Raw genomic sequence first — 19,789 nt, forward strand, 5'->3', positions numbered from 1 at the left:
GGTGCCTCAGCTCAGTCCGGCCGCGACGGCCTTCTCGGTGGCGGCCCGGACGGCCGCCTCCTGTTCGGGCAGCAGTGGTACCCGCGGCGGGCGGCAGGGGCCGCCGTGGCGGCCGACGAGGTCCATGGACAGCTTGATGGCCTGGACGAACTCCACCCGCGAGTCCCAGCGCAGCAGGGGGTGCAGCTGCCGGTACAGGGGCAGGGCGGACTCCAGGTCGCCGCCGACGGCGGCCCGGTACAGCTCGACCGAGGACCGCGGCAGCGCGTTCGGGTAGCCCGCCACCCAGCCCTTGGCGCCGGCGACGGCCAGCTCCAGAAGAACGTCGTCCGCGCCGATCAACAAGTCCAGCTCGGGGGCGAGTTCGGCGATCCGGTAGGCCCGGCGGACATCACCCGAGAACTCCTTCACGCCCTGGATGTGCCCCTCTCCGTGCAGCCGGGCGAGCAGCTCGGGCACGAGGTCGACCTTGGTGTCGATCGGGTTGTTGTAGGCGACGACCGGCAGGCCCGCCCGGGCGACCTCGGCGTAGTGGGCGAGGACGGCGCGCTCGTCGGCGCGATAGGCGTTCGGGGGCAGCAGCATCACCGCGCGGCAGCCGGCCTCGGCGGCCTGCTCGGCCCAGCGGCGGGACTCGGCGGACCCGTAGGCGGCGACGCCGGGCATCACGCGCTCCCCGCCGATCGCGGCGACGGCCGTCTCGACGACCCGGGCCCGCTCCTCGGGCGTGAGCACCTGGTACTCGCCGAGGGAGCCGTTCGGCACGACACCGTCGCAGCCGTTGTCGACCAGCCAGGCGCAGTGCTCGGCGTACCGGTCGTGGTTCACCGAGAGGTCGTCGTTCAGCGGCAGCGCGGTGGCGACGAGGACGCCGCGCCAGGGGCGGGGTTCGGTCATGAGGGTCCCTCCTGGGAGTGTTGCCGGGCGAGGACGCCGAGCGGCACGGGACGGGCGAAGGGGCGTTTGGCCGGGGTGGGTGCGCAGCCGGCGAGCGCGGCGATCGCGGTGCCGCACATCCGGCCCTGGCACCACCCCATCCCGGCCCGGCTGAGCAGCTTCACGGTGCGTTCGTCGCCCGCTCCGAGGTCCAGGGCCTCGCGCACGGACCCCGCGGTGACCTCCTCGCAGCGGCAGATCACGGTGTCGTCGGTGAGCTGCTCGGTCCAGTGCGCGGGTGGCTGGTAGGCGGAGTCCAGGGCGGCGGCGGATCGTCTGAGCTTCGTACGGGCCCTGAGAGCGGCGGGCGCCGGACCGGGCACGGCTCCTCGCAGGCGGGCGGCGGCGGAACAACCGGCGATGTGCCCCTCGGCGAGGGCGAGGGCTGCACCGCCGATGCCGGTGGCCTCGCCGGCCGCCCACACCCCGGGCACGTCCGTGCGCTGCTCGGGGTCCACGGCCACGGTGAGCCCGTCGAGGCGGCAGCCGAGGCCCTGCGCGAGGTCGGTGTGCGGGAGCATGCCGTGGCCGGCGGCGAGGGTGTCGCAGGGCAGGTGCCGCTCGGTGCCGGGCCGGACACGGCCCTCGGTGTCGAGCGCGGCGACCGTGACACCGGTCAGCCGGTCGTCGCCGTGGGCGCGCACGACGGTGTGCCGGGTGAGGACCGGGACGCGGTGGCGCAGCAGCCGGGCGGCGTGTCCGGCGCCCTCGGGGAGCTTGGCGGCAAGGGCGGGGGCGTGGCGGGCGAGGCGCCCCGGGGCGGCCGACTCGACGAGGGCGGCGACCTCGACGCCGGCTGCGGCGAGCCCGGTCGCCACGGGCAGCAGCAGCGGGCCGGTCCCCGCCACCACGGCTCGGCGCCCGGGCACCACCAGCGCGCCCTTGAGCATGGCCTGGGCTCCCCCGGCCGTGACGACACCCGGCAGGGTCCAGCCCGGGAAGGGCAGCATCTGCTCGTAGCCGCCGGTGGCCAGGAGCACGGCGTGGGCGTGTACCTCGGCGGGTTCCTCCTGGTCCGGCCCCAGCAGGGAGTGCACGGTGAAGCGTTCCGGCGTCCGCTCCACGCACCACACGTGATGTTCCGTCAGGACGCGTACGGCACTGGCGGCGAGTCCGTCCCGCAGCCGCTCCCAGGTCCGCCACCGGTGGTGCAGCGCCTCGGGCCGCGCGGCTGCGAGTTCCGCGGCGGGCTGCCGGTAGAACTGCCCGCCGGGTGCCGAGGCGGCGTCGACGAGCGCGACCCGTACGCCGCGCGCGGAGGCGGCCAGGGCGGCGGCGAGCCCGGCCGGTCCGGCACCGATCACGACGAGATCAGTCCGCACGCCACACCTCCGCTGGCCCCGTTTCGTCGGGCGGGCCGATCACCTTCGCGGGGCTCGTGCCGTCCGGCGGGCCGAGCGCGTCCCCTCGGTGGCCCGCCCGGCTCGGCGTATCCCTCACGTCCCCGTGGCCCGTCCCCTCCTGGGTGCCGAGCGCGTCCCCCGGCTGTACCCGCACCAGGCAGGCGCGTTGGTTGGGGTGTCCGTTGACGGTCACCAGGCAGTCGAAGCAGACGCCGATCCCGCAGAAGACCCCGCGTGGGCGGCCCTCGCCGCGCGTGGTGCGCCAGGACGTGACGCCCGCGGCCCACAGCACGGCGGCGGCCGTCTGCCCGGGCAGGGCCCTGAGCGGACGTCCGTCGAAGGTGACCGTGAAGGCGGGGCCCGGCCCGGCCCCCGCCACCTGTAGTGGGTTCACTCGGCCTCCTCGGTGAAGCGGTCGGGCCGGAACGGTCCGAGATCCAGGTCTGGCGTCCGCCCGGTCAGCACCTGGGCGATCAACTGCCCGGTGCCGGTGGCGAGTCCGATGCCCGCACCCTCGTGCCCGCAGGCGTGGAAGAGCCCGGGCGCCCTCGGGTCGGGGCCGATCGCGGGCAGATGGTCCGGCAGATACGGCCGGAAGCCGGAATAGGTGCGCATCGCCCGGACTTCGGCCAGGAAGGGGAAGAGCCCGGTCGCCCCGGCCGCCAGCGCACGCAGGGCGGGGAGCGACAACGACCGGTCGAAGCCCACCCGTTCACGACTGGCGCCGATGAGAACCGGTCCGGCCCGGGTGCCCTCGACCACGGGGGAGGTCTGCAGTGCCGCCGAGTCGCTGGCGACGTCGGCCACGTAGTCGGCGGCGTACACCTTGTGCCGGATGCGGGGCGGCAGTGGCTCGGTGACCAGGACGAACCCCCGTCGGGGCAACACGGGCAGGGACACTCCCGCGCGAGCCGCCACCTCGCCGCCCCAGGTTCCGGCCGCGTTGACGACCGCGGGAGCGTGGACGTCACCCCGGTCGGTCCGCACGCCGCGCACCGCACCGCCCGGGCCACGCAGGACTCCGGTCACCTCCCGGCCGGTGAGCACCCGGGCCTTCGAGGCGCGCAGCAGGTGCGCCGCCGCGAGGGCGGGCATCACCTGGGCGTCCTGCGGGTAGTGCACGCCGCCCGCGAGGCCAGGGGTCAGGTACGGCTCCAGGTCGGTGAGCCGGTCGGACGGCACCGGGACGGCCGCCACCCCGGCCGCACGCTGCTCCGCCGCAAGTTTCTCCAGCCCGGCCAGGGCCCGGTCCGTGCCGGCGACGACGACACCGCCCTTGGCCTCGTACTCGACGGCCCCGCCCAGCCCCTCCTGCGCCAGGTCCGCCCACAACCGGGCGGACAGCAGCGCCAGCTCGAGCTCGGGCCCGGGTTCCTTGTCCGAGACCAGGAGGTTCCCCTCCCCGGCTCCGGTCGTGCCGCCGGCCACCGGGCCCCGGTCCACCACGACGGCCTCCAGGCCCGCGCGGGCCGCGTACAGGGCGGCGGCGGCGCCGACCGCTCCGGCTCCGACCACCACGACATCGCAGGTCAGCGACTCGCTCACGCCAGTACTATGTCACACACCACACGCTCCGGGAAGGGTGCCGACGCGACACGCGGGCGGGCACCCGGTGGGTCAATCGGCCGCGGGGACGACCCTCAGGTGGGAGGCGGTACGGCGGGTGCGGCGCTCCCGGGACGCGGAGCGGCGGGCCTCGCGCAGGACGAACGTGACCCGGGCACAGCCCAGTTCTTCGAGCGTCCTGGACGTCTCGACGACGACCCGGCACTCCGTGGCGCCCCGGTGCGGGTCCGGGTGCAGCAGCGGCCGTACCGCACCGTCCTGCTCGACGGCGCTCTCCCCGACCGCGCGGATCCAGTGCGGCAGGCCGTGCCGGTAGGCGGCCTCCATGATCGGGTCCTGGGCGATGTCACGGCGGATGGCCTGCAGGCCGTGGTCGGGGCCGTGGCTCTCCACGGTCCGCGCGAAGTGCGCGAGCATCGGCAGGCACCAGCTCGCCTCGTGCTCGCCGAGCACCGCGGGGGCGTCGGGGTGGAAGAGGACGAACCTGAGGAAGTTGTCGTCCGGCATCGCGGTCGGGTGCGGGCCGACCTCACGGAAAAGTGACCGGAAGGCGCCGTTGGTCAGCACCACGTCCCAGCAGTGGTCGACGACGAGCGAGGGGAAGGCGACACCCTCCAGGAGCTCGGCGTAGCCCTCCAGGTAGGCCCGGGCCTCGGGAGTCTCGGGGAGGGGCCGCGGTGCCGGCCGCTGCCCTCCTGCCTGATATGCCATCGGGAGGTCACCCCTCTTGCCTGTGCGGCCTTGACGCGGCGCCCCGATCCTGCTGCCCCGAGCTGAGGCGTGTCAACTATCGTGGCATTCCATGTCTGTTGACGGCTGAAATTGGCCACAGTTGTGGCGAGACCTGGATGTGAGTTCGAACCACCGGCTACGCTCCGGGAAGTTCACGCCGGGGTAGGTCACGGCATCCACTTGTGAGAAGCCTGTGAGATACGTAGGAGATCTGTCGGTGACGGGTGGCTTCGTCGAAGGTCCGGGCGTCACGCCGACGGCCGTGCTGCCGGCCGTCGTCTCCCGTGTCGGCGCGCTCGCCGACCGGCTCGGCGTGCCGCACGCCGAGGTCTTCGACACCGGCCGGCTGTCCGTCGCCTCCGGTGTCCCGGAGCCGGTGGTGAAGTCCCTGCTGTGCGGCAGGCCCGCGGGCGAGCCCGATGTGCAGGCCCGGTTCCTGCAGCGGCTGGACCTGCTGCGCCGGACCCGGCTCAAGCCCAACGGCCGCAAGTACACCCAGCAGGAGATCGCCGACGGCGCCGGCATGTCCCGCCAGCAGGCCGGTGCCCTCATCAACGGCGACCGCCGGCCGACGATGGAGCACTGCGACGCCCTCCAGCGGTTCTTCCGGGTGCACGCCGGGTTCCTGACGGCCGAGGACCCCGAGGCACTCGTCAGCGCCCTCCAGCACACCGAGCAGGATCTGCTGCAGAAGCTCGCCGACCGTGAGCGGCAGGCGGCCGCCGCGCAGGACGACCCGCTGGAGCGGCTGCTGCAGGACCACGGCGTGCGCGGCATCGCCTGGCGTGCCGCGCAACTGCCCACCGACCAGCACCGCGACAAGGTCGCGGAGTGGCTGGACATGCTCCTGGAGAGCGTCAAGCGGCCCGAGTCGTGACCGTGGGGAGAACTGTGGGCATCGGTAAGGAAATGCGTCGTCTGTGCGGCGAGCTGATCGCGGAGCTGACCCTCCCGGCGCCGGCTCCGCCCGAGGAGCTGTACGCCGCCCTGTGCGACGGCATGAGCAGACGCCGCGGCCGCCCCGTGCGCTTTCGCACGGCCGCGTTCCCGCCCGGCACCGCCAGCGGGCTCTGGCTGGACATGGCCGAGCAGGACCTGGTCGTCATCGAGGAACGCACCGCCCCCGATCACCAGTTGGTGATCCTGGGCCATGAGCTGTGGCACATGAAGGCGGGGCACTGCTCCCACCACGTGGAGGGCGCGGCCGTCGCCGCCAGGCTGCTCGAGAACGGGGCCGACCTCCAGGCGACCGTGCTGAAGGTCGCCGCGCGCACCCGTTTCGACCTCGACGACGAGCGGGACGCCGAGAGCTTCGGACTGCTGCTCGCCAGCAAATGCCGTGCGTGGCTGGCCGGTTCCTCCTCGCGGGGGCCGGTGCAGCGGGACCATCTGGCGGGGCGGATCGAGGCGTCGCTGGGATACCGCGGACCGCAGGGCTGACGGGCCGCACCGCGCGGCGCTGTGCTGCGGACCCCCTCCGCCGAGCGGGCGAACCGGAGGGCGGCGGGGCCGGATTGTCAGTGGTGGGCGGCAAGCTGGAGGTGCGCCACCACTGTGCGGGGCGTACGCGCCGCGAGGGCGCGGGACCGACGACGCCGACACGGGGAGAGCCGACCGATGCCCACCGCCGTTCTGACCGATCGTGAACGCACCGCCGTCCAGGCCTATCTGCGGCTGCTGCACACCGTCCGGGCCGCTTTCGACGTGGAGGGCGGGCCGCCGCTCGTCCCGCCCGCGGTGCTCGCCGAGGCGGAGCAGGCCCTGGAGCGGGCCGGACTGACCGGCAACGAGGAGGCGTTCTTCCGGCTCCTGGAGAACTGGTGTCCGGAGCCCGGCCCCTGAGACCAGGAGTGCCAACGGGCGGGTGCCGGGAAGCGGGGTCAGGCGTGCGGTACGGCGATCGCCGTCGCGATCAGGCCCCCTCTCGCCGTCCAGCGGCCGTCGAAATGGCCGAGGCGGCGGTCACCCACCCATGGCCCCGGGACGAGCAGCTCCGCGCGGAAGGTGCCGTCGGCGGCGAGCTCGATGTCGGCCTCCATGAAGTCCAGCCACTTCCGGGTGAGGGGGAACCACGCCTTGAAGACGGACTCCTTCGCGCTGAACAGCAGCCGGTCGAAGTGCACGTCGGGGCGTTCGGCCGCGAGCCGTCGCAGCCGGCCTGCCTCGGCCGGCAGGGAGACGGACGCCAGGACACCTTCGGGCAGCGGGGCGTGGACCTCGGCGTCGATACCGAGCGAGGCCAGGTCGGTGACACGGACCAGTGCGGCGGCGCAGTAGCCCTCGCAGTGGGTCATGCTGCCGGTCAGTCCCGCCGGCCAGCCGGGGGCGCCGCGTTCCCCGGGCAGGATCGGCTGCGGCTCGACTCCGAGCTTCTCCATGGCCCTGCGGGCGCAGGAGCGCACGACGGCGAACTCCCTGCGGCGCTTGTGGACCGCCCGGGTCAGGACGGCCGCCTCCTCGGGGTACAGCGGGGTGTCCGCGCCCTCGTACCCGTACGCCTCCACACCGACCGCCGTCTCCGGCAGCAGTTCCCCGATCACTGCCGGCCGCCCGTCCCCGGCAGGATCCGCCGCAGCCGTCCCGGCGGCCGGGACCGCTTGCGCCACTCGCGTGGATAGCCCACCGACACCTCCTCGAAGCGCACGCCCTCGTGGAAGGTGGTGCGGGGGATGTGCAGATGGCCGTAGACCATCGTGTGCACGCGGAATCTGCGGTGCCAGTCCGCGGTCAGGTCCGTACCGCACCACATGGCGAACTCGGGGTACCACAGCACGTCCATCGGATGCCGGTGGAGCGGATAGTGGTTGACCGGGATCACCGGCAGGTCGCCGGGCAGTTCGGCGAGTCGGCGCTCGGTCTCGGCGACCCGGGCCCGGCACCACGCCTCCCTGCTCGGGTACGGGTCGGGATGCAGCAGGTGCTCGTCGGTGCACACGATCCCGGTGCCCTGCGCGTACTCCAGGCCCTGCTCCTTGGTGGTGCAGCCGGCGGGCAGGAACGAGTAGTCGTACAGCAGGAACAGCGGGGCGACGGCAACCGGCCCGCCGGGGCCCTCCCAGACGGGGTAGGGGTCCTCCGGTGTCGTCACGCCGAGTTCTCGGCACATCTCGACCAGGTGCTCGTACCGGGCGAGGCCGCGCAGCGTGACGGCGTCACCCGGGTGGGTCCACAGTTCGTGGTTGCCGGGCACCCAGACGACCTTGTGGAAGCGGTCCGCGAGCGTCTTCAGGGTCCAGCGGATGTCCGCCACGGTCTCCGCGACGTCCCCGGCGAGGAGCAGCCAGTCGTCGTCCGTCCCGGGCCGCATGTCCTCGACCAGGGCCCGGTTCTCCGGGTAGCCGATGTGCAGATCGCTGATGGCCAGCAGTTGTGCGGCGCCACCTGGCCTCGACGTCACCTCTCGCCCCTCTGTAGCGCACCCCGGAGGTCACCAAGAGATCACATTCACGCGGCCGGGACAAGAGCGGCCCGAGGGCCCCGGCGGGAGAATTCCTTCACACGCGCGTTGCACGGGAGGGTCCGTCGAAGCCGTATGATCTGGCCCAACACCACCGCTACGAACTTCCCTTCCACAGGGGCGGTTTGGTGTCCCTCCCTTCTTCTGCCCGGGCACGGGCTGCTCAGCCCTGCCCGCGAACCGTGAAAGGCGGCCTGCATGGTCTCTCGCGTACGCGTCTGGCTCAACCGCACGTACGCGGAGAACGTGTTCTTCATGGATCAGCTGCGGAGGAATCCCGGCGACCGGGCGGTCGAGATCCACGCCACGCACGGCGACCCCGACTCGCCGGTGCTGGCGGCCGCCGACACCGCCGAGCTGGAGCCCGTGAACCTCTCCCCCGGCGGGTACGTCGAGTACGCGCTGGACCAGTGCGCACGGCGGGGCATCGACGTGTTCGTGCCCCGGCTGCACCAGTCGGCGATCGTGGCGCACCGCGCCGAGTTCGAGGCGGCGGGCACGGCGCTGCTGGCGCCGCCGCCCGAGGCCGTGGCCGTCTTCCACGACAAAGTGATCGCCTACGAGGCGGTCCGGTCGATCGGGGTGCCGGTGCCGCCGTGGTACCGGGTCCGTTCGGAGGACGAACTCGTCGCGGCGGTCGAGGAGTTGGAGGCGGGTGGGCACAAGGCCTGCTTCAAGCCCGCCTCCGGGGCCGGCGGCGTCGGCTTCCGCGTGATCACGCGTACGCCCTTCTCGCTGATGCATCTGAACGGGTTCCCCAGCCCGTACGTGCCGCTCGATCTGGTGCTGGAGGCGCTGCGGCAGGGCGAGGAGCCGGTGGACTGGCTGGTGATGCCGCGCCTGGAGCAGCCCGAGGTGTCGGTCGACTGCCTGACCGGCCCCGACAGCCGGGTCCGGATGGCGGTGGGCCGCACCAAGAACGGCCGCCGCCGTGGCTTCACCCTGCACGAGCAGTGGCTGGACCCGGCCCGTCGCATCGCCGAGGGCTTCGGGCTGCACTACCTGTCCAACATCCAGTTCCGGATGTTCGGCGACCAGCCGGTGCTCATGGACGTCAACACGCGCCCGGCCGGCGGACTGCACCAGCTGTCCCAGTGCGGTGTCAACGCCCCGTGGGCCGCCGTGCAGCTGGCACTCGGCGAGGACCCGGGCGAGATGGTCCCGCCGTTCCTGGGCCAGGACTACACGGTCGTGTCGGGGCCGCGTCCGCTGCGGCCGGTGTCGCTGCCGCAGCAGCGGGCCGAGTCGGCGGAACCGCTCCCCGCGGTACCCGCGCCCGCCGCGGCCGAGCAGACCGGCTCCGTCGGGGCGGCGGCTCAGGCGCTGCCCCTCTGAGGCATCAGACCCTGGCCGCCAGTGCCTCGCGCCAGACGGGGCTGTCGACGTAGTGGTTGTCGAAGCGTTCCGAGGAGTCCTTGATCTCCTGCGGGTCGGCCTCGCCGCGCATCACCCGGCCCAGGAGCCGCAGGTAGTCGAAGCGTCCCGCGCCCGGGGTGAAGACGAACAGCACGTCGGCCGTCGCGCCGGGCGCGGCGGCGAAGGCGTGCGGGGTGTGCGGCGGCACCAGCAGGAAGTCGCCGGCCTCCAGGACGGTGATCTCCTCGCCCACCAGCACCTGGAGCGCACCGTCGATGACGTAGAACATCTCGGACGCCTCGGTGTGCAGGTGGGCGGGGGCGCCGATGGCACCTTCGGCGAACGTCGACCGGTAGCTGGTGAGCCGCCCGCCGGTGTTCCCGGAGTCCGCGAGCAGGGTCATCACGCTGCTGGGGTCGCGCGTCGTCTCGGCGTCGGCGGCGCGGGTGAGGACCGGTGCGAAGCCGCCGCTGTGTTCCGTTTCGTTCTGTGTCGTCGTCATGACAATGACCCTACGGAGCCGGGCGACCCACTGCAGGGGGCATTCATGTGTCGGATTCGTGGGTCAATTCGACGCCGTCGGCGAAGCGACCCGCACCGTCGCGCGGGTCGCTCGAACGGCTGGTGGCCGACGTCGCCCCTCCGGCACCGGCCGAACACCGGGGGCGGAGGGGCCCGCCCTGTCCTGCCGCGACGTTGGTTCGCCGCGGCCATGAGGTCAGCCCCTCCGCAGGCGCAGGGTGAGGATCTGGAAGGGCCGCAGCGCGAGGGCGACGGCCCCGTCGGTGAGCTCGGCGTCCTCCAGCGGGCGCTCGAGCAGGTCGGTGACCTGGGCGCCGGCGAGCGGGAATCCGGTGCGCAGGGTGCCGGTGGCGCGGCCGCCGCGGGACTCGTAGAGCCGGACGACGACATCGCCGGAGGCGTCGTCGGCGAGCTTGACGGCTTCCACGGTCACGCCCTCGCCCTCGGCGGAGACCACCGGTGCGGGGGCGCCGGCCGCGTCGGCCACCCGCAGCGGCAGGTTGAGGGCGTAGCCCTCGGCGACGGCGTCGTCGATGGTCGCGCCGGGCAGCAGCGCGTAGGTGAGGCGGTGGGGGCCCTGGTCGGCCTCGGGGTCCGGGATGCGCGGGGCGCGGACCAGGCTGAGGCCGACGGTCGTCGTGGTGCCGCCGTCCTCCCGGACCGTGCGGGACACGTCATGGCCGTACGTCGAGTCGTTGATGACGGCGACGCCGTAGCCCGGCTCGCCGAGATGCACCCAGCGATGGCCGGAGACCTCGAAGCGGGCCGCCTCCCAGGTGGTGTTGGTGTGGGTCGGGCGCTGGATGTGGCCGAACTGGATCTCGGCGGAGGAGTGAGAGGCGCGGATGTCGACCGGGAAGGCCGCCTTGAGGATCTTCTCGGTCTCGTGCCAGTCGATGTCCGTCTCGATGTCGATGCGGGCGCTTCCCGCGCGCACCGTGATCGTCTGGGTGATCGTGGAGCCCTTGCCGAAGGACCGCTCGACACGGATGGCGCCGATCAGCGGGTCCTGCTCGACGACGGTGACGGACGACGCGTCGAGGAGGTCGGTGTAGCGGTTCTTGTAGTGCTTGTCGATGTCCCAGGCGTCCCAGCAGTTGGGCAGGTCCGTGTGCAGGCGCAGCAGGTTGCCCGGCCCGGCGAGGACCTCGCGGCCGGCGCGCAGGTCGCGGACGGAGGACAGGGTGCCGTCCTCGGCGACCTCCACCCGGACCAGGCCGTTGTCGAGGACCCGGCCGTCGACCGTCACCGGCTGCGGGGGCGCGCAGTCGGCGAGGGGCGCGGAGCCGTTCGCGGGCACCTGCACGTACACCGGTGCGCCGCCGGCCGTGCGGACCACTTCGGCGCGGCCGTAGGGGCTGGTGTTGAAGACGCGGGTCTCGCCGGCGCCCAGTGCGGACACCGCTTCGGCGGTCAGCGCGTGCAGCTCCCGCGCGACGCGGGCGTACTCGGCCTCGGCCTCGCGGTGCACCCAGGCGATGGAGGAGCCGGGCAGGATGTCGTGGAACTGGTGCAGCAGCACCGTCTTCCAGAGCCGGTCCAGCTTCTCGTACGGGTAGGAGTAGGCGGGCGCGTTCAGGGCGGCCGTGGTCGCCCACAGTTCGGCCTCGCGCAGGAGGTGCTCGGAGCGGCGGTTGCCCTGCTTGGTACGGGCCTGGGAGGTGTAGGTGGCGCGGTGCAGCTCCAGGTAGAGCTCGCCTACCCACACGGGTGCGTCCGGGTACTCCTCACGGGCCTTGGCGAAGAACTCGTCGGGGTGCTCGACGACGACCTTCGCGGAACCCTCCAGGTCCGCCAGCCGGCGGGCTCGTTCCATGATCTCGCGGGTGGGACCGCCACCGCCGTCGCCCCAGCCGAAGGGGGCCAGGGAGCGGGAGGCGCCGCCCTTCTCCGCGTAGTTGCGGACCGCGCGGGACATCTCCACGCCGCTGAAGCGTGCGTTGTAGGTGTCGACCGGAGGGAAGTGGGTGAAGATCCGGGTGCCGTCGATGCCCTCCCACCAGAAGGTGTGGTGGGGGAAGGTGTTGGTCTGGTTCCAGGAGATCTTCTGGGTGAGGAACCACTCGTTGCCGGCGAGCTTGGCGAGCTGCGGGTAGGCCGCGTTGTAGCCGAAGGAGTCCGGCAGCCAGACGCCCTTGGTCTCGATGCCGAAGTGCTCGATGAAGAACCGCTTGCCGTGCACGAACTGGCGGGCGACCGCCTCGCCGCCGGGCAGGTTGCCGTCGGACTCGACCCACATGCCGCCGACCGGCGCCCACTGGCCGTTCTTGACGGACTCCTGGATGCGGGCCCAGACCTTGGGATAGTGGTCGCGCACCCACTCGTACTGCTGGGCCTGGGAACAGGCGAAGATGAAGTCGTCGTACTCGTCGGCGAGTGAGGTGACGTTCGAGAAGGTGCGGGACGTCTTGCGCTTGGTCTCGCGGATCGGCCACAGCCAGGCCGAGTCGATGTGCGCGTGGCCGACGCCGGAGATCGTGTGCGCGCTGGCGTGCGCGGGCTTGGAGAGCGCCGGCTTCAGCGCCTCGCGCACCGCGGCGGCCGAGCCGGAGACGTCGTCCAGGTCGAGGAGGTCCATCGCCCGGTCGAGGGCGTGTGCGATCTCGTGCCGGCGCGGGTCGTGCTCGCCGAGCTCCAGCATCAGCTCGCGCAGCACCTGCACGTCGAGGTCGAGGTGCCAGACCTCCTCGTCGAGGATCGCGATGTCGGCGCTGCGGAAGGTGTACAGGGGCTTGTCGCCCGCGGTCAGCTTGTCGCCGAGCCAGGTGATCCGGGAGAAGTCGTCCGCGAGGATGTCCGGGTTGGAGGCGGCTTCGACCAGGTAGTCGACCGTCTCGCCGCCCTGCGCGGGGTTGGCGATCGCCACATACTGGTTGAGCGGGTTGACGGCCTTCAGGGGGGTGCCGTCGGTGAGGTGGACGAGGGCCTCGGCCTGGTTGCCGGGCCAGTCGCCGACGAAGCCGAGGTCGATGACGGCCTCGACGCGCTTTCCGGCCCACTCGGCGGGCACCTGTCCGCGCATGCGGAACCAGGTGGTGCCCCAGGGCGGGCCCCACGGGGTGCCCATCGCGAACGGCTCGTAGGAGGCGGCGGCGGCCTCCTCGAACGGGACCGGCTCCCCCGGGGCCTGCCAGGCCTCCACCTCGAAGGGGACGGTGGCCGCGTAGACGGCGGACTTGATGCGCTGGTCGTGAAGGCGCTGCACGCGCTCCTCGATGCGGCGGCTTTCGTCGTGCATGGGGTGTCTCCAGGAAGCGGGGGAAGAGCGGCAGGGAAAGCGCTTACCTCTCAGTGCTCACCCAAGGTACGCCAGCCCGGGGTGGACCTCGGTATAGCCCTCCACCAGCCTGCGGGCCACATTGACGGAGTCGACGAGCGGGTGCAGGGCGAAGGCCTTGACGGCACTCGCGCGCGAGCCGGACTCGGCGGCGGCCAGCACCTCGCGCTCGACGGCCTTGACGGCGCAGACCAGGCCCGTGGCGTGGCCGGGCAGCGGGTCCACGGTGACGGGGTGGGCGCCGTTGGCGTCGACGAGGCAGGGCACCTCGATGACGGCCTCCGTATCCAGGACCGACAGCGTGCGCCGGTTGCGGACGTTGAGGATCAGGGTGGTGCGCTCGTCCCGGGCGATCGCCCGCATCAGCGCGAGGGCCACCTTCTCGTAGCCGCCGGACAGGTCGTCCTCGTCGCGTTCGCCTGCTCCCGCGGTCTCGCGGTTCTCGGCCATGTACGTGGCCTCGCGCTCGGCGCGGGTGCGGTCCCAGACCGTGAGCGCGGGGGCGTCCGGGTTGGTCATCTCGGCGTAGAAGCGGGCCTGCTGGTCGTGCAGGAAGGCACCGCGGGTCTTCTCGGCCTGCTGGTAGGCGCGGACGGCCTCGCGGTTGAAGTAGTAGTAGTGCAGGTATTCGTTGGGGATCGCGCCCAGGGAGCGCAGCCAGTCGGCGCCGAAGAGCTTGCCCTCCTCGAACGAGCCGAGCAGGTCGGGGTCGGCGAGCAGGCGCGGCAGCTCGTCCCGGCCGGCGACGCGCAGGCCGCGCACCCAGCCGAGGTGGTTGAGGCCGACGTAGTCGATCCACGCCTCCGCCGGATTCTTGACGCCGAGCACCCGGGCGATGCGGCGGCCGAGACCGACCGGGGAGTCGCAGATGCCGATGACGCGGTCGCCGAGGTGGCGGGACATGGCTTCGGTGACCAGTCCGGCCGGGTTGGTGAAGTTGATGACCCAGGCGTCGGGCGCGAGGCGGGCCACCCGCCGGGCGATGTCGACGGCGACCGGGACCGTGCGCAGGCCGTAGGCGATGCCGCCCGCGCCCACGGTCTCCTGCCCCAGCACCCCCTCGGCCAGGGCCACGCGTTCGTCGTCGGCGCGTCCCTCCAGGCCGCCGACACGGATCGCTGAGAACACGAAGTCGGCGCCCCGCAGGGCCTCGTCGAGGTCGGTGGTGGCGCTGACCTCGGGTGCGTCGGGGACCCCGGCCGCCTGTTCGGCGAGGACACGTGCCACCGCCGACAGCCGTCCGGCGTCCAGATCGTGCAGGACGACGTGGGTCACCCGGCCCTCGGCGTGGTCCTGGAGGAGGGCCCCGTACACCAGCGGCACACGGAAACCTCCGCCGCCCAGAATCGTCAGCTTCACGCTTGCACCTTTCCCGCCACGACCACCTCGACGCCCGCCTCCTGGAAGGAGGTCAGCGTCGCCGCGTCGACCGGCTCGTTCGTCACCACCGCGTCCAGGTCCTCGGGACCGCAGACCTTCGCCATCCCGTTCCCGGGGAACTTCGCCGCGTCGGCGAGCAGCACCACCTTCTCGCCGGCCTTGATCATGGCGCGCTTGACCGGCACCTCCACGACCGTCGTGTCCATGACCTGCCCGCCGGGCCGCACCCCGCTCGTGCCGAGGAAGAGCCAGTCGGCGTGCAGCTGGCGCAGGTTGTCCTCGGTGAGGAAGCCGACCAGGGAGCGGTACTCGCGGCGGACCATGCCGCCCAGCAGGACCAGCTCGATGCCCTCGTCGTCGGCGAGCTCCTCGTAGACCACCAGATTGCTGGTGATCACGGTGAGCCGCCGGCCGTGCAGCTGCCGGGCCAGCCGGTAGGCCGTCGTCCCGATGTCCAGCAGCACCGACTGACCGTCCCTGATCATCGCGGCGGCGCGTTCGGCTATGGCGTCCTTCTCGGTGACGCGCACCTCGGCGACCTCGGCGAAGGGCTGGTCGCCCTCCTCCACGACGGCGCCGCCGTGCACGCGGGTGAGCAGTCCGTCTTCTTCCAGTTTGACCAGGTCACGCCGGATTGTGGCAGGGCTCACGCCCAGCTGCTCCGAGAGGTCGGTCACGGCCGCGGGCCCGCCGGCACGCAGGGCCCGCAGGATGAGTTGGTGTCGTCGTTCAGCCAGCACGGCGTGCACATTACTCGTCATCTCCAATCATCGCCATGCTTATTTCTGCTCGGGTATTGACCAATCTCGCCGAGCGGCGCACGATTCCGGTCACCGAAATGAAGAGTTTTGACGATCTCCGTCGAAACCGTGAGCGAGAGGACGCATCCGTGGACGACGACCGGCCCGATGTGCTGCTGACCGGGCTGCTCTTCTACGACCTCGTCCTCACGGGGCTCGGCAGGCCGCCCACACCGGGCGAGGAGATCTGGACCGGGGGCATGGGCTGCGGCCCGGGCGGCATCGCGAACCTCGCCGTGGCCGCCTCCCGGTTCGGCCTGCGCACCCATCTGGCCACGGTGTTCGGCGACGACTTCTACGGCGAGCACTGCCGGGACGTCCTGTGCGGCCAGGAAGGCGTCGACCTCTCCCTCTCGCGCACGGCGGACGGCTGGCCGACCCCGGTCACCGTCTCCGTCGCCTACGGCCAGGACCGGGCCCTGCTCACCCACGGTCAGGAGCCGCCGTACTCGCAGGACGTGCTGATGGGCGACCCGCCCGACGCGCGGACCGCCCTGGTGCACCTCGAAGCCCGGCCTCGCGAGTGGCTCGCCAAGGCCGCCGCCAACGGCACGCGGATCTACGCCGACGTCGGCTGGGACCCCACCCAGGAGTGGTCGAGGGCCCTCCTGGACCAGCTGGCCCTGTGCCACGCCTTCCTCCCCAACGAGACCGAGGCGATGGCCTACACCCGCACCGACAGCGCGTTGGCCGCGCTCGGCACGCTCACGGAGCTGGTGCCGGTCGCCGTGGTGACCCGGGGCGGGGACGGCGCCATCGCCGTCGACCAGATCACCGGCGAGTACGCCGAGGTCCCGGCCCTGGACACCGAGGTCCTGGACGCGACGGGGGCCGGCGACGTCTTCGGCGCGAGCTTCGTCGCGGCGTCCCTCGGCGGCTGGCCGCTGACGGAGCGGCTGCGGTTCGCGGTGCTAGCGGCCGGGCTGTCCGTCCGGCACCACGGCGGCGCCCTCGCGGCGCCCGGCTGGTACGGCGTCGCCCACTGGTACCGGTCCCTGAGCGACCCGGAACTGCGCCGCGACTACGGCTTCCTGGCCGACCGCCTCCCGGCCGATCCCGGGCCGCCCGTGCAGCACGCCCCCGTCACCCCGCCCGCCCCTCACACCCCCGTCGGTCCGCGCGCCTGTGAAGGGCCGAACTGACCCGCACACCCCTCCGGCACGTCGAACAGGAACAACAGGAGTGACCCGTGGACCTTTCTCGTAGAGGCTTCCTCCAGGCAGCCGCGCTCACCGCGGCCGCCTCCGGTCTGACCGTCGCCTGCGGCGGCGGCTCCGGCTCGGCCGGCAACAAGAACGGCAAGAACCTCACCTTGTGGTACTGGGGAGGCGCGCTCAGCGACAAGGTGGTCGCCGAGGCGAAGACGCACTTCAGCGGCCAGGTGAAGCTGACCGCCGCCTCCATAGGCGGCGACTTCAAGCAGAAGCTGACCACCACCCTGGCGGCGGGCGCCTCCGTGCCCGACATCACCGGCATCAAGGGCGAGGACATGGCGTCCTTCCTGCCCAACGCGGGCCGCTTCCTGGATCTGAACGACCTGGGCTTCAAGAAGATCGCGTCCCAGTACCTGGACTGGAAGACCAAGCTCGCCCGGACCGAGGACGGCAAGCAGATCGGGTTCCCGATCGACATCGGCCCGACCGCCCTCTTCTACCGTGCGGACCTGTTCGACAAGGCCGGGCTGCCCACCGACCCCGACAAGGTCGCCGCCCGGGCCGGCACCTGGGACGACTACTTCGCCCTCGGCACCGAGCTGCGCAGGAAGGTGCCGGGCACGTACCTGGTCAACAACATCGGCTCGGTCTTCACCATGGCTGTCGGGCAGGGCACCGAGCGGTTCATCGACAAGGACAACCACTTCATCGGCGACCAGGACCACATCCGCAAGGCCTGGGCCACCGCTGTGCGTCCCTACACCCTCGGGCTCGACGCCAAGATCAACGACAACACGTGGAACGCCGCGATCGGCAAGACCCTGACCACCGAACTCGGTGCCGCCTGGCACGCCCTGGACATCGAGCAGGCGGCCCCGAAGACCAAGGGCAAGTGGCGGGTCTGCGCGATGCCCGGTGGACCGGCCAACCAGGGCGGCTCCTACCTGGCGCTGCCCCGGCAGTGCCGCAACCCCGAAGAGGCGTTCAAGATCATCAGCTGGATCCTCAGTCCGGAGAACGACGCCCGGGGCTTCACCGACGCCGCCATCTTCCCCGCCGCGCCGGCGGCCTACTCCATGCCGGCGATGACGGGCGGTGACCCGTTCTTCGGCGGGCAGAAGATCATCGAGGTCTTCGGCCCGGCCGCCAAGGCCATCCCGGCCGCCTACGAGGCACCCGCCGACGCCGCCGTCATGGCGCCTTTCATGACCGAGCTGTCCAGCATCGAGGCCAAGGGCAAGAAGCCCGACGACGCCTGGAAGGACGCGGTCGCCCAGGCCAGGCAGATCGCCCGGCGGCAGGGGGTGAGCTGAGCGATGGCGTCACCTCCGGTCACCGGTTCCGCCGCGGTGCCCCGGCATCACGGCGGGCCCGGCCCGGCCCGCTTCCGCCCGCGGCGCACGCCGCCCGCGGACACCGTGCGGCCAGGGCGTCGCCGGGTGCTGTCGCACTGGCGGCAGTACCTGGCGATCTCGCCCTTCTTCCTGATCTTCGGCGTCTTCTCGTTCTTCCCTGTCTTCTACTCGCTCTACCTCGCCTTCCAGCGCTGGGACGGCCTGGGCACCGTGCAGTTCGTGGGCCTGCAGCAGTTCCGGTTCCTCTGGGACGACCCGGTCTTCTGGCTGTCGATCCGCAACACCCTGGTGATCTGGGTGCTGTCCACCGTCCCCACCCTGTTCGGCGCCCTGGTGCTGGCGACGCTGCTGCATTCGGTGCGCCGGTTCAAGGGCTTCTACCGCATCGCCCTGTACATACCGAACGTCACCTCGATCGTCGCCGTGTCGATCTTCTTCGGGGCGGTGTTCAGCAACAACTTCGGCCTGGTCAACGCGATCCTCGGCACGGTCGGCATCCCACCCGTTCCGTGGCTGAGCAACCCGTGGCTGATCAAGCTGGTCATCGCGCTGCTGATGACCTGGATGTGGACCGGCTACAACATGATCATCTACCTGGCGGGGCTCCAGGCCATCCCCACCCAGATCTACGAGGCGGCCAGGCTCGACGGGGCGGGACCGATCCGCACGTTCTTCCAGATCACCATGCCGATCATGCGGCCCATCATCCTGTTCACCGTCGTCATCTCGACCATCAACGGCCTGCAGAGCTTCAGCGAACCCCAGGTCCTCTTCGGCAGCAACGCCGCCAACCCCAACCTCGGCGGTCCCGGCCAGGCCGGCCTGACCACGCTCCTCTACTTCTACCAGTCGGCCTTCGTCAACAACGACTACGGCTACGGCGCGGCCATCGTGTGGGCCTTCTTCGTACTGATCATGGTGCTGGTCGTCGTCAACTGGCGGGTCGTCCAGCGCGGGAGGAAGTCATGACCGCAGTGGTCCCGAGGCGGTCCCGGCGCCCGAAGGGGCTGACCGCGCACCTCGTCCTGGTCCTGGCCGTCCTGGTCTCGGTCTTCCCGTTCGTGTGGACGATCGTCATGGCGACGAACACCACCGAGGACATCTACAAGAGCCCTCCGAAGCTGACATTCGGCTCCCACCTGCTGGAGAACGTCCGGCACGTGCTCGACACCATCGACTTCTTCGGGTCGATGCTGAACACGCTCGTCGTCGCCTGCGTCACGACCGTCCTGGTCCTGTTCGTGGACTCCCTTGCGGCGTTCGCCTTCGCCAAGTTCGACTTCCCCGGCCGCAAGACGCTGTTCGCCCTGCTGGTGGGGTTCATGATGCTGCCGCTCCAGCTGGCCGTCCTGCCGCAGTTCATCCTCATGTCCGACATCGGCTGGGTCGGCACCCTCAAGGCCCTGGTCCTGCCCGCCCTCGCCAACGCCTTCGGCATCTTCTGGCTGCGCCAGTACATCGGGAACGGCGTGCCGGACGAGCTGCTCGACGCCGCGCGCATCGACGGAGCGGGATTCTTCCGCCAGTACTGGAACATCGTGCTGCCGATGATCAGGCCCGCACTGTCCTTCCTCGCCATCTACGCCTTCGTCGGCGCCTGGAACGACTACATCTGGCCGCTGGTCGTGCTCAACGACCCCAGCCACCTCACCCTCCAGGTGGCACTGGCCCAGCTCCACGTCGGCCACACCACCGACTACAGCATGGTCATGGCCGGCGTCCTCATGGCGTCCGTGCCCCTGGTCGTCGTCTTCACGCTCTTCGCCCGCGGCTTCATCGCGGGGGCGACGGAGGGGGCGGTGCAGGGCAGCTGAACGCCCCGAAGGCGGGCGCCCCGTAAGGGGCGCGGGGAACTGCGCGACCAGCCGGAACGGGCGCGCAGCCGGAAACCGGCCGCCGGTCCCGAGCTCT

18 protein-coding genes and 1 pseudogene are annotated in these 19,789 nt (G+C 71.9%); 8 read left to right on the forward strand and 11 right to left on the reverse strand.

Features of this window, described 5'->3' with window-relative positions; all coding sequences use genetic code 11:
- Positions 1-6: 6 nt before the first annotated feature.
- The 5 genes and pseudogenes from ADK65_RS33800 to ADK65_RS33820 form a co-directional block, all read right to left on the reverse strand.
- On the reverse strand, positions 7-897 hold the full coding sequence (locus ADK65_RS33800; RefSeq protein ID WP_053674971.1) for a dihydrodipicolinate synthase family protein: 891 nt from the start codon (positions 895-897) through the stop codon (positions 7-9).
- The gene (locus tag ADK65_RS33805) at positions 894-2,258 is read right to left on the reverse strand and encodes an NAD(P)/FAD-dependent oxidoreductase (RefSeq protein WP_053674973.1); all 1,365 of its coding nucleotides are present in this window, start codon (positions 2,256-2,258) and stop codon (positions 894-896) included. Before ADK65_RS33805 ends, ADK65_RS33800 begins: the two co-directional genes overlap by 4 nt.
- A 118-nt stretch (positions 2,259-2,376) precedes the next feature.
- Positions 2,377-2,673 (reverse strand): annotated as a pseudogene (locus ADK65_RS33810) ((2Fe-2S)-binding protein); the annotation flags it as partial.
- Positions 2,670-3,824 (reverse strand): NAD(P)/FAD-dependent oxidoreductase, encoded by a 1,155-nt coding sequence (locus tag ADK65_RS33815; protein WP_053674976.1) that lies wholly within the window; start codon positions 3,822-3,824, stop codon positions 2,670-2,672. The pseudogene ADK65_RS33810 and the gene ADK65_RS33815, both read right to left, overlap by 4 nt.
- Before the next feature lie 72 nt (positions 3,825-3,896).
- Positions 3,897-4,556, reverse strand: a complete 660-nt coding sequence (locus ADK65_RS33820; protein WP_053674978.1) for a hypothetical protein — start codon at positions 4,554-4,556, stop codon at positions 3,897-3,899.
- Between the two features lie 238 nt (positions 4,557-4,794).
- On the opposite strand from ADK65_RS33820, the gene ADK65_RS33825 reads away from it, so the two are divergent.
- The 3 genes from ADK65_RS33825 to ADK65_RS33835 all read left to right on the forward strand — a co-directional run bounded on the left by ADK65_RS33825 (position 4,795) and on the right by ADK65_RS33835 (position 6,419).
- Positions 4,795-5,454, forward strand: coding sequence for a helix-turn-helix domain-containing protein (locus ADK65_RS33825; RefSeq protein ID WP_053674980.1), 660 nt, complete (start codon positions 4,795-4,797; stop codon positions 5,452-5,454).
- 32 nt (positions 5,455-5,486) lie between these two features.
- Positions 5,487-6,017, forward strand: a complete 531-nt coding sequence (locus ADK65_RS33830; protein WP_053674982.1) for a hypothetical protein — start codon at positions 5,487-5,489, stop codon at positions 6,015-6,017.
- A gap of 177 nt (positions 6,018-6,194) precedes the next feature.
- Positions 6,195-6,419, forward strand: coding sequence for a hypothetical protein (locus ADK65_RS33835; protein WP_053674984.1), 225 nt, complete (start codon positions 6,195-6,197; stop codon positions 6,417-6,419).
- 38 nt (positions 6,420-6,457) lie between these two features.
- Here ADK65_RS33835 and ADK65_RS33840 read toward each other — a convergent pair whose 3' ends face one another.
- A complete protein-coding gene (locus ADK65_RS33840) occupies positions 6,458-7,117 on the reverse strand; it encodes a 4'-phosphopantetheinyl transferase family protein (protein ID WP_053675192.1) in 660 nt (219 codons plus the stop codon).
- On the reverse strand, positions 7,114-7,974 hold the full coding sequence (locus tag ADK65_RS33845) for a metallophosphoesterase family protein (protein WP_053674986.1): 861 nt from the start codon (positions 7,972-7,974) through the stop codon (positions 7,114-7,116). The genes ADK65_RS33840 and ADK65_RS33845 overlap by 4 nt, the downstream gene beginning before the upstream one ends.
- 258 nt (positions 7,975-8,232) lie before the next feature.
- Here ADK65_RS33845 and ADK65_RS33850 point away from each other — a divergent pair, with 258 nt between their 5' ends.
- On the forward strand, positions 8,233-9,369 hold the full coding sequence (locus ADK65_RS33850) for an ATP-grasp domain-containing protein (protein WP_053674988.1): 1,137 nt from the start codon (positions 8,233-8,235) through the stop codon (positions 9,367-9,369).
- Between the two features lie 4 nt (positions 9,370-9,373).
- Here the strand turns inward: ADK65_RS33850 and ADK65_RS33855 are convergent, their stop codons facing one another.
- The 4 genes from ADK65_RS33855 to ADK65_RS33870 all read right to left on the reverse strand — a co-directional run bounded on the left by ADK65_RS33855 (position 9,374) and on the right by ADK65_RS33870 (position 15,309).
- Complete coding sequence (locus ADK65_RS33855; RefSeq protein WP_053674990.1) at positions 9,374-9,892, reverse strand: cupin domain-containing protein; 519 nt, start codon at positions 9,890-9,892, stop codon at positions 9,374-9,376.
- 216 nt (positions 9,893-10,108) lie between these two features.
- Positions 10,109-13,150 (reverse strand): alpha-mannosidase, encoded by a 3,042-nt coding sequence (locus tag ADK65_RS33860; protein WP_053674992.1) that lies wholly within the window; start codon positions 13,148-13,150, stop codon positions 10,109-10,111.
- A 57-nt stretch (positions 13,151-13,207) separates the two neighbouring features.
- A complete protein-coding gene (locus tag ADK65_RS33865; protein WP_053674994.1) occupies positions 13,208-14,548 on the reverse strand; it encodes a 6-phospho-beta-glucosidase in 1,341 nt (446 codons plus the stop codon).
- Positions 14,545-15,309 carry a DeoR/GlpR family DNA-binding transcription regulator gene (locus ADK65_RS33870; protein WP_053675194.1) on the reverse strand — a complete coding sequence of 255 codons (765 nt, stop codon included), beginning with the start codon at positions 15,307-15,309 and terminating at the stop codon, positions 14,545-14,547. The genes ADK65_RS33865 and ADK65_RS33870 overlap by 4 nt, the downstream gene beginning before the upstream one ends.
- 149 nt (positions 15,310-15,458) lie before the next feature.
- Between ADK65_RS33870 and ADK65_RS33875 the strand changes: the two genes are divergently transcribed.
- The 4 genes from ADK65_RS33875 to ADK65_RS33890 all read left to right on the forward strand — a co-directional run bounded on the left by ADK65_RS33875 (position 15,459) and on the right by ADK65_RS33890 (position 19,692).
- Positions 15,459-16,511 (forward strand): carbohydrate kinase family protein, encoded by a 1,053-nt coding sequence (locus ADK65_RS33875; protein ID WP_053674996.1) that lies wholly within the window; start codon positions 15,459-15,461, stop codon positions 16,509-16,511.
- A gap of 47 nt (positions 16,512-16,558) precedes the next feature.
- Positions 16,559-17,836, forward strand: coding sequence for an extracellular solute-binding protein (locus tag ADK65_RS33880; protein WP_053674998.1), 1,278 nt, complete (start codon positions 16,559-16,561; stop codon positions 17,834-17,836).
- Positions 17,837-17,962: 126 nt separating this feature from the next.
- Positions 17,963-18,847 (forward strand): carbohydrate ABC transporter permease, encoded by an 885-nt coding sequence (locus ADK65_RS33885; protein ID WP_053675197.1) that lies wholly within the window; start codon positions 17,963-17,965, stop codon positions 18,845-18,847.
- Complete coding sequence (locus tag ADK65_RS33890) at positions 18,844-19,692, forward strand: carbohydrate ABC transporter permease (RefSeq protein WP_053675000.1); 849 nt, start codon at positions 18,844-18,846, stop codon at positions 19,690-19,692. Before ADK65_RS33885 ends, ADK65_RS33890 begins: the two co-directional genes overlap by 4 nt.
- Positions 19,693-19,789 lie beyond the last annotated feature (97 nt).

It is taken from the genome of Streptomyces sp. NRRL B-1140, from assembly GCF_001280065.1.
In the GTDB taxonomy this organism is placed as follows: domain Bacteria; phylum Actinomycetota; class Actinomycetes; order Streptomycetales; family Streptomycetaceae; genus Streptomyces.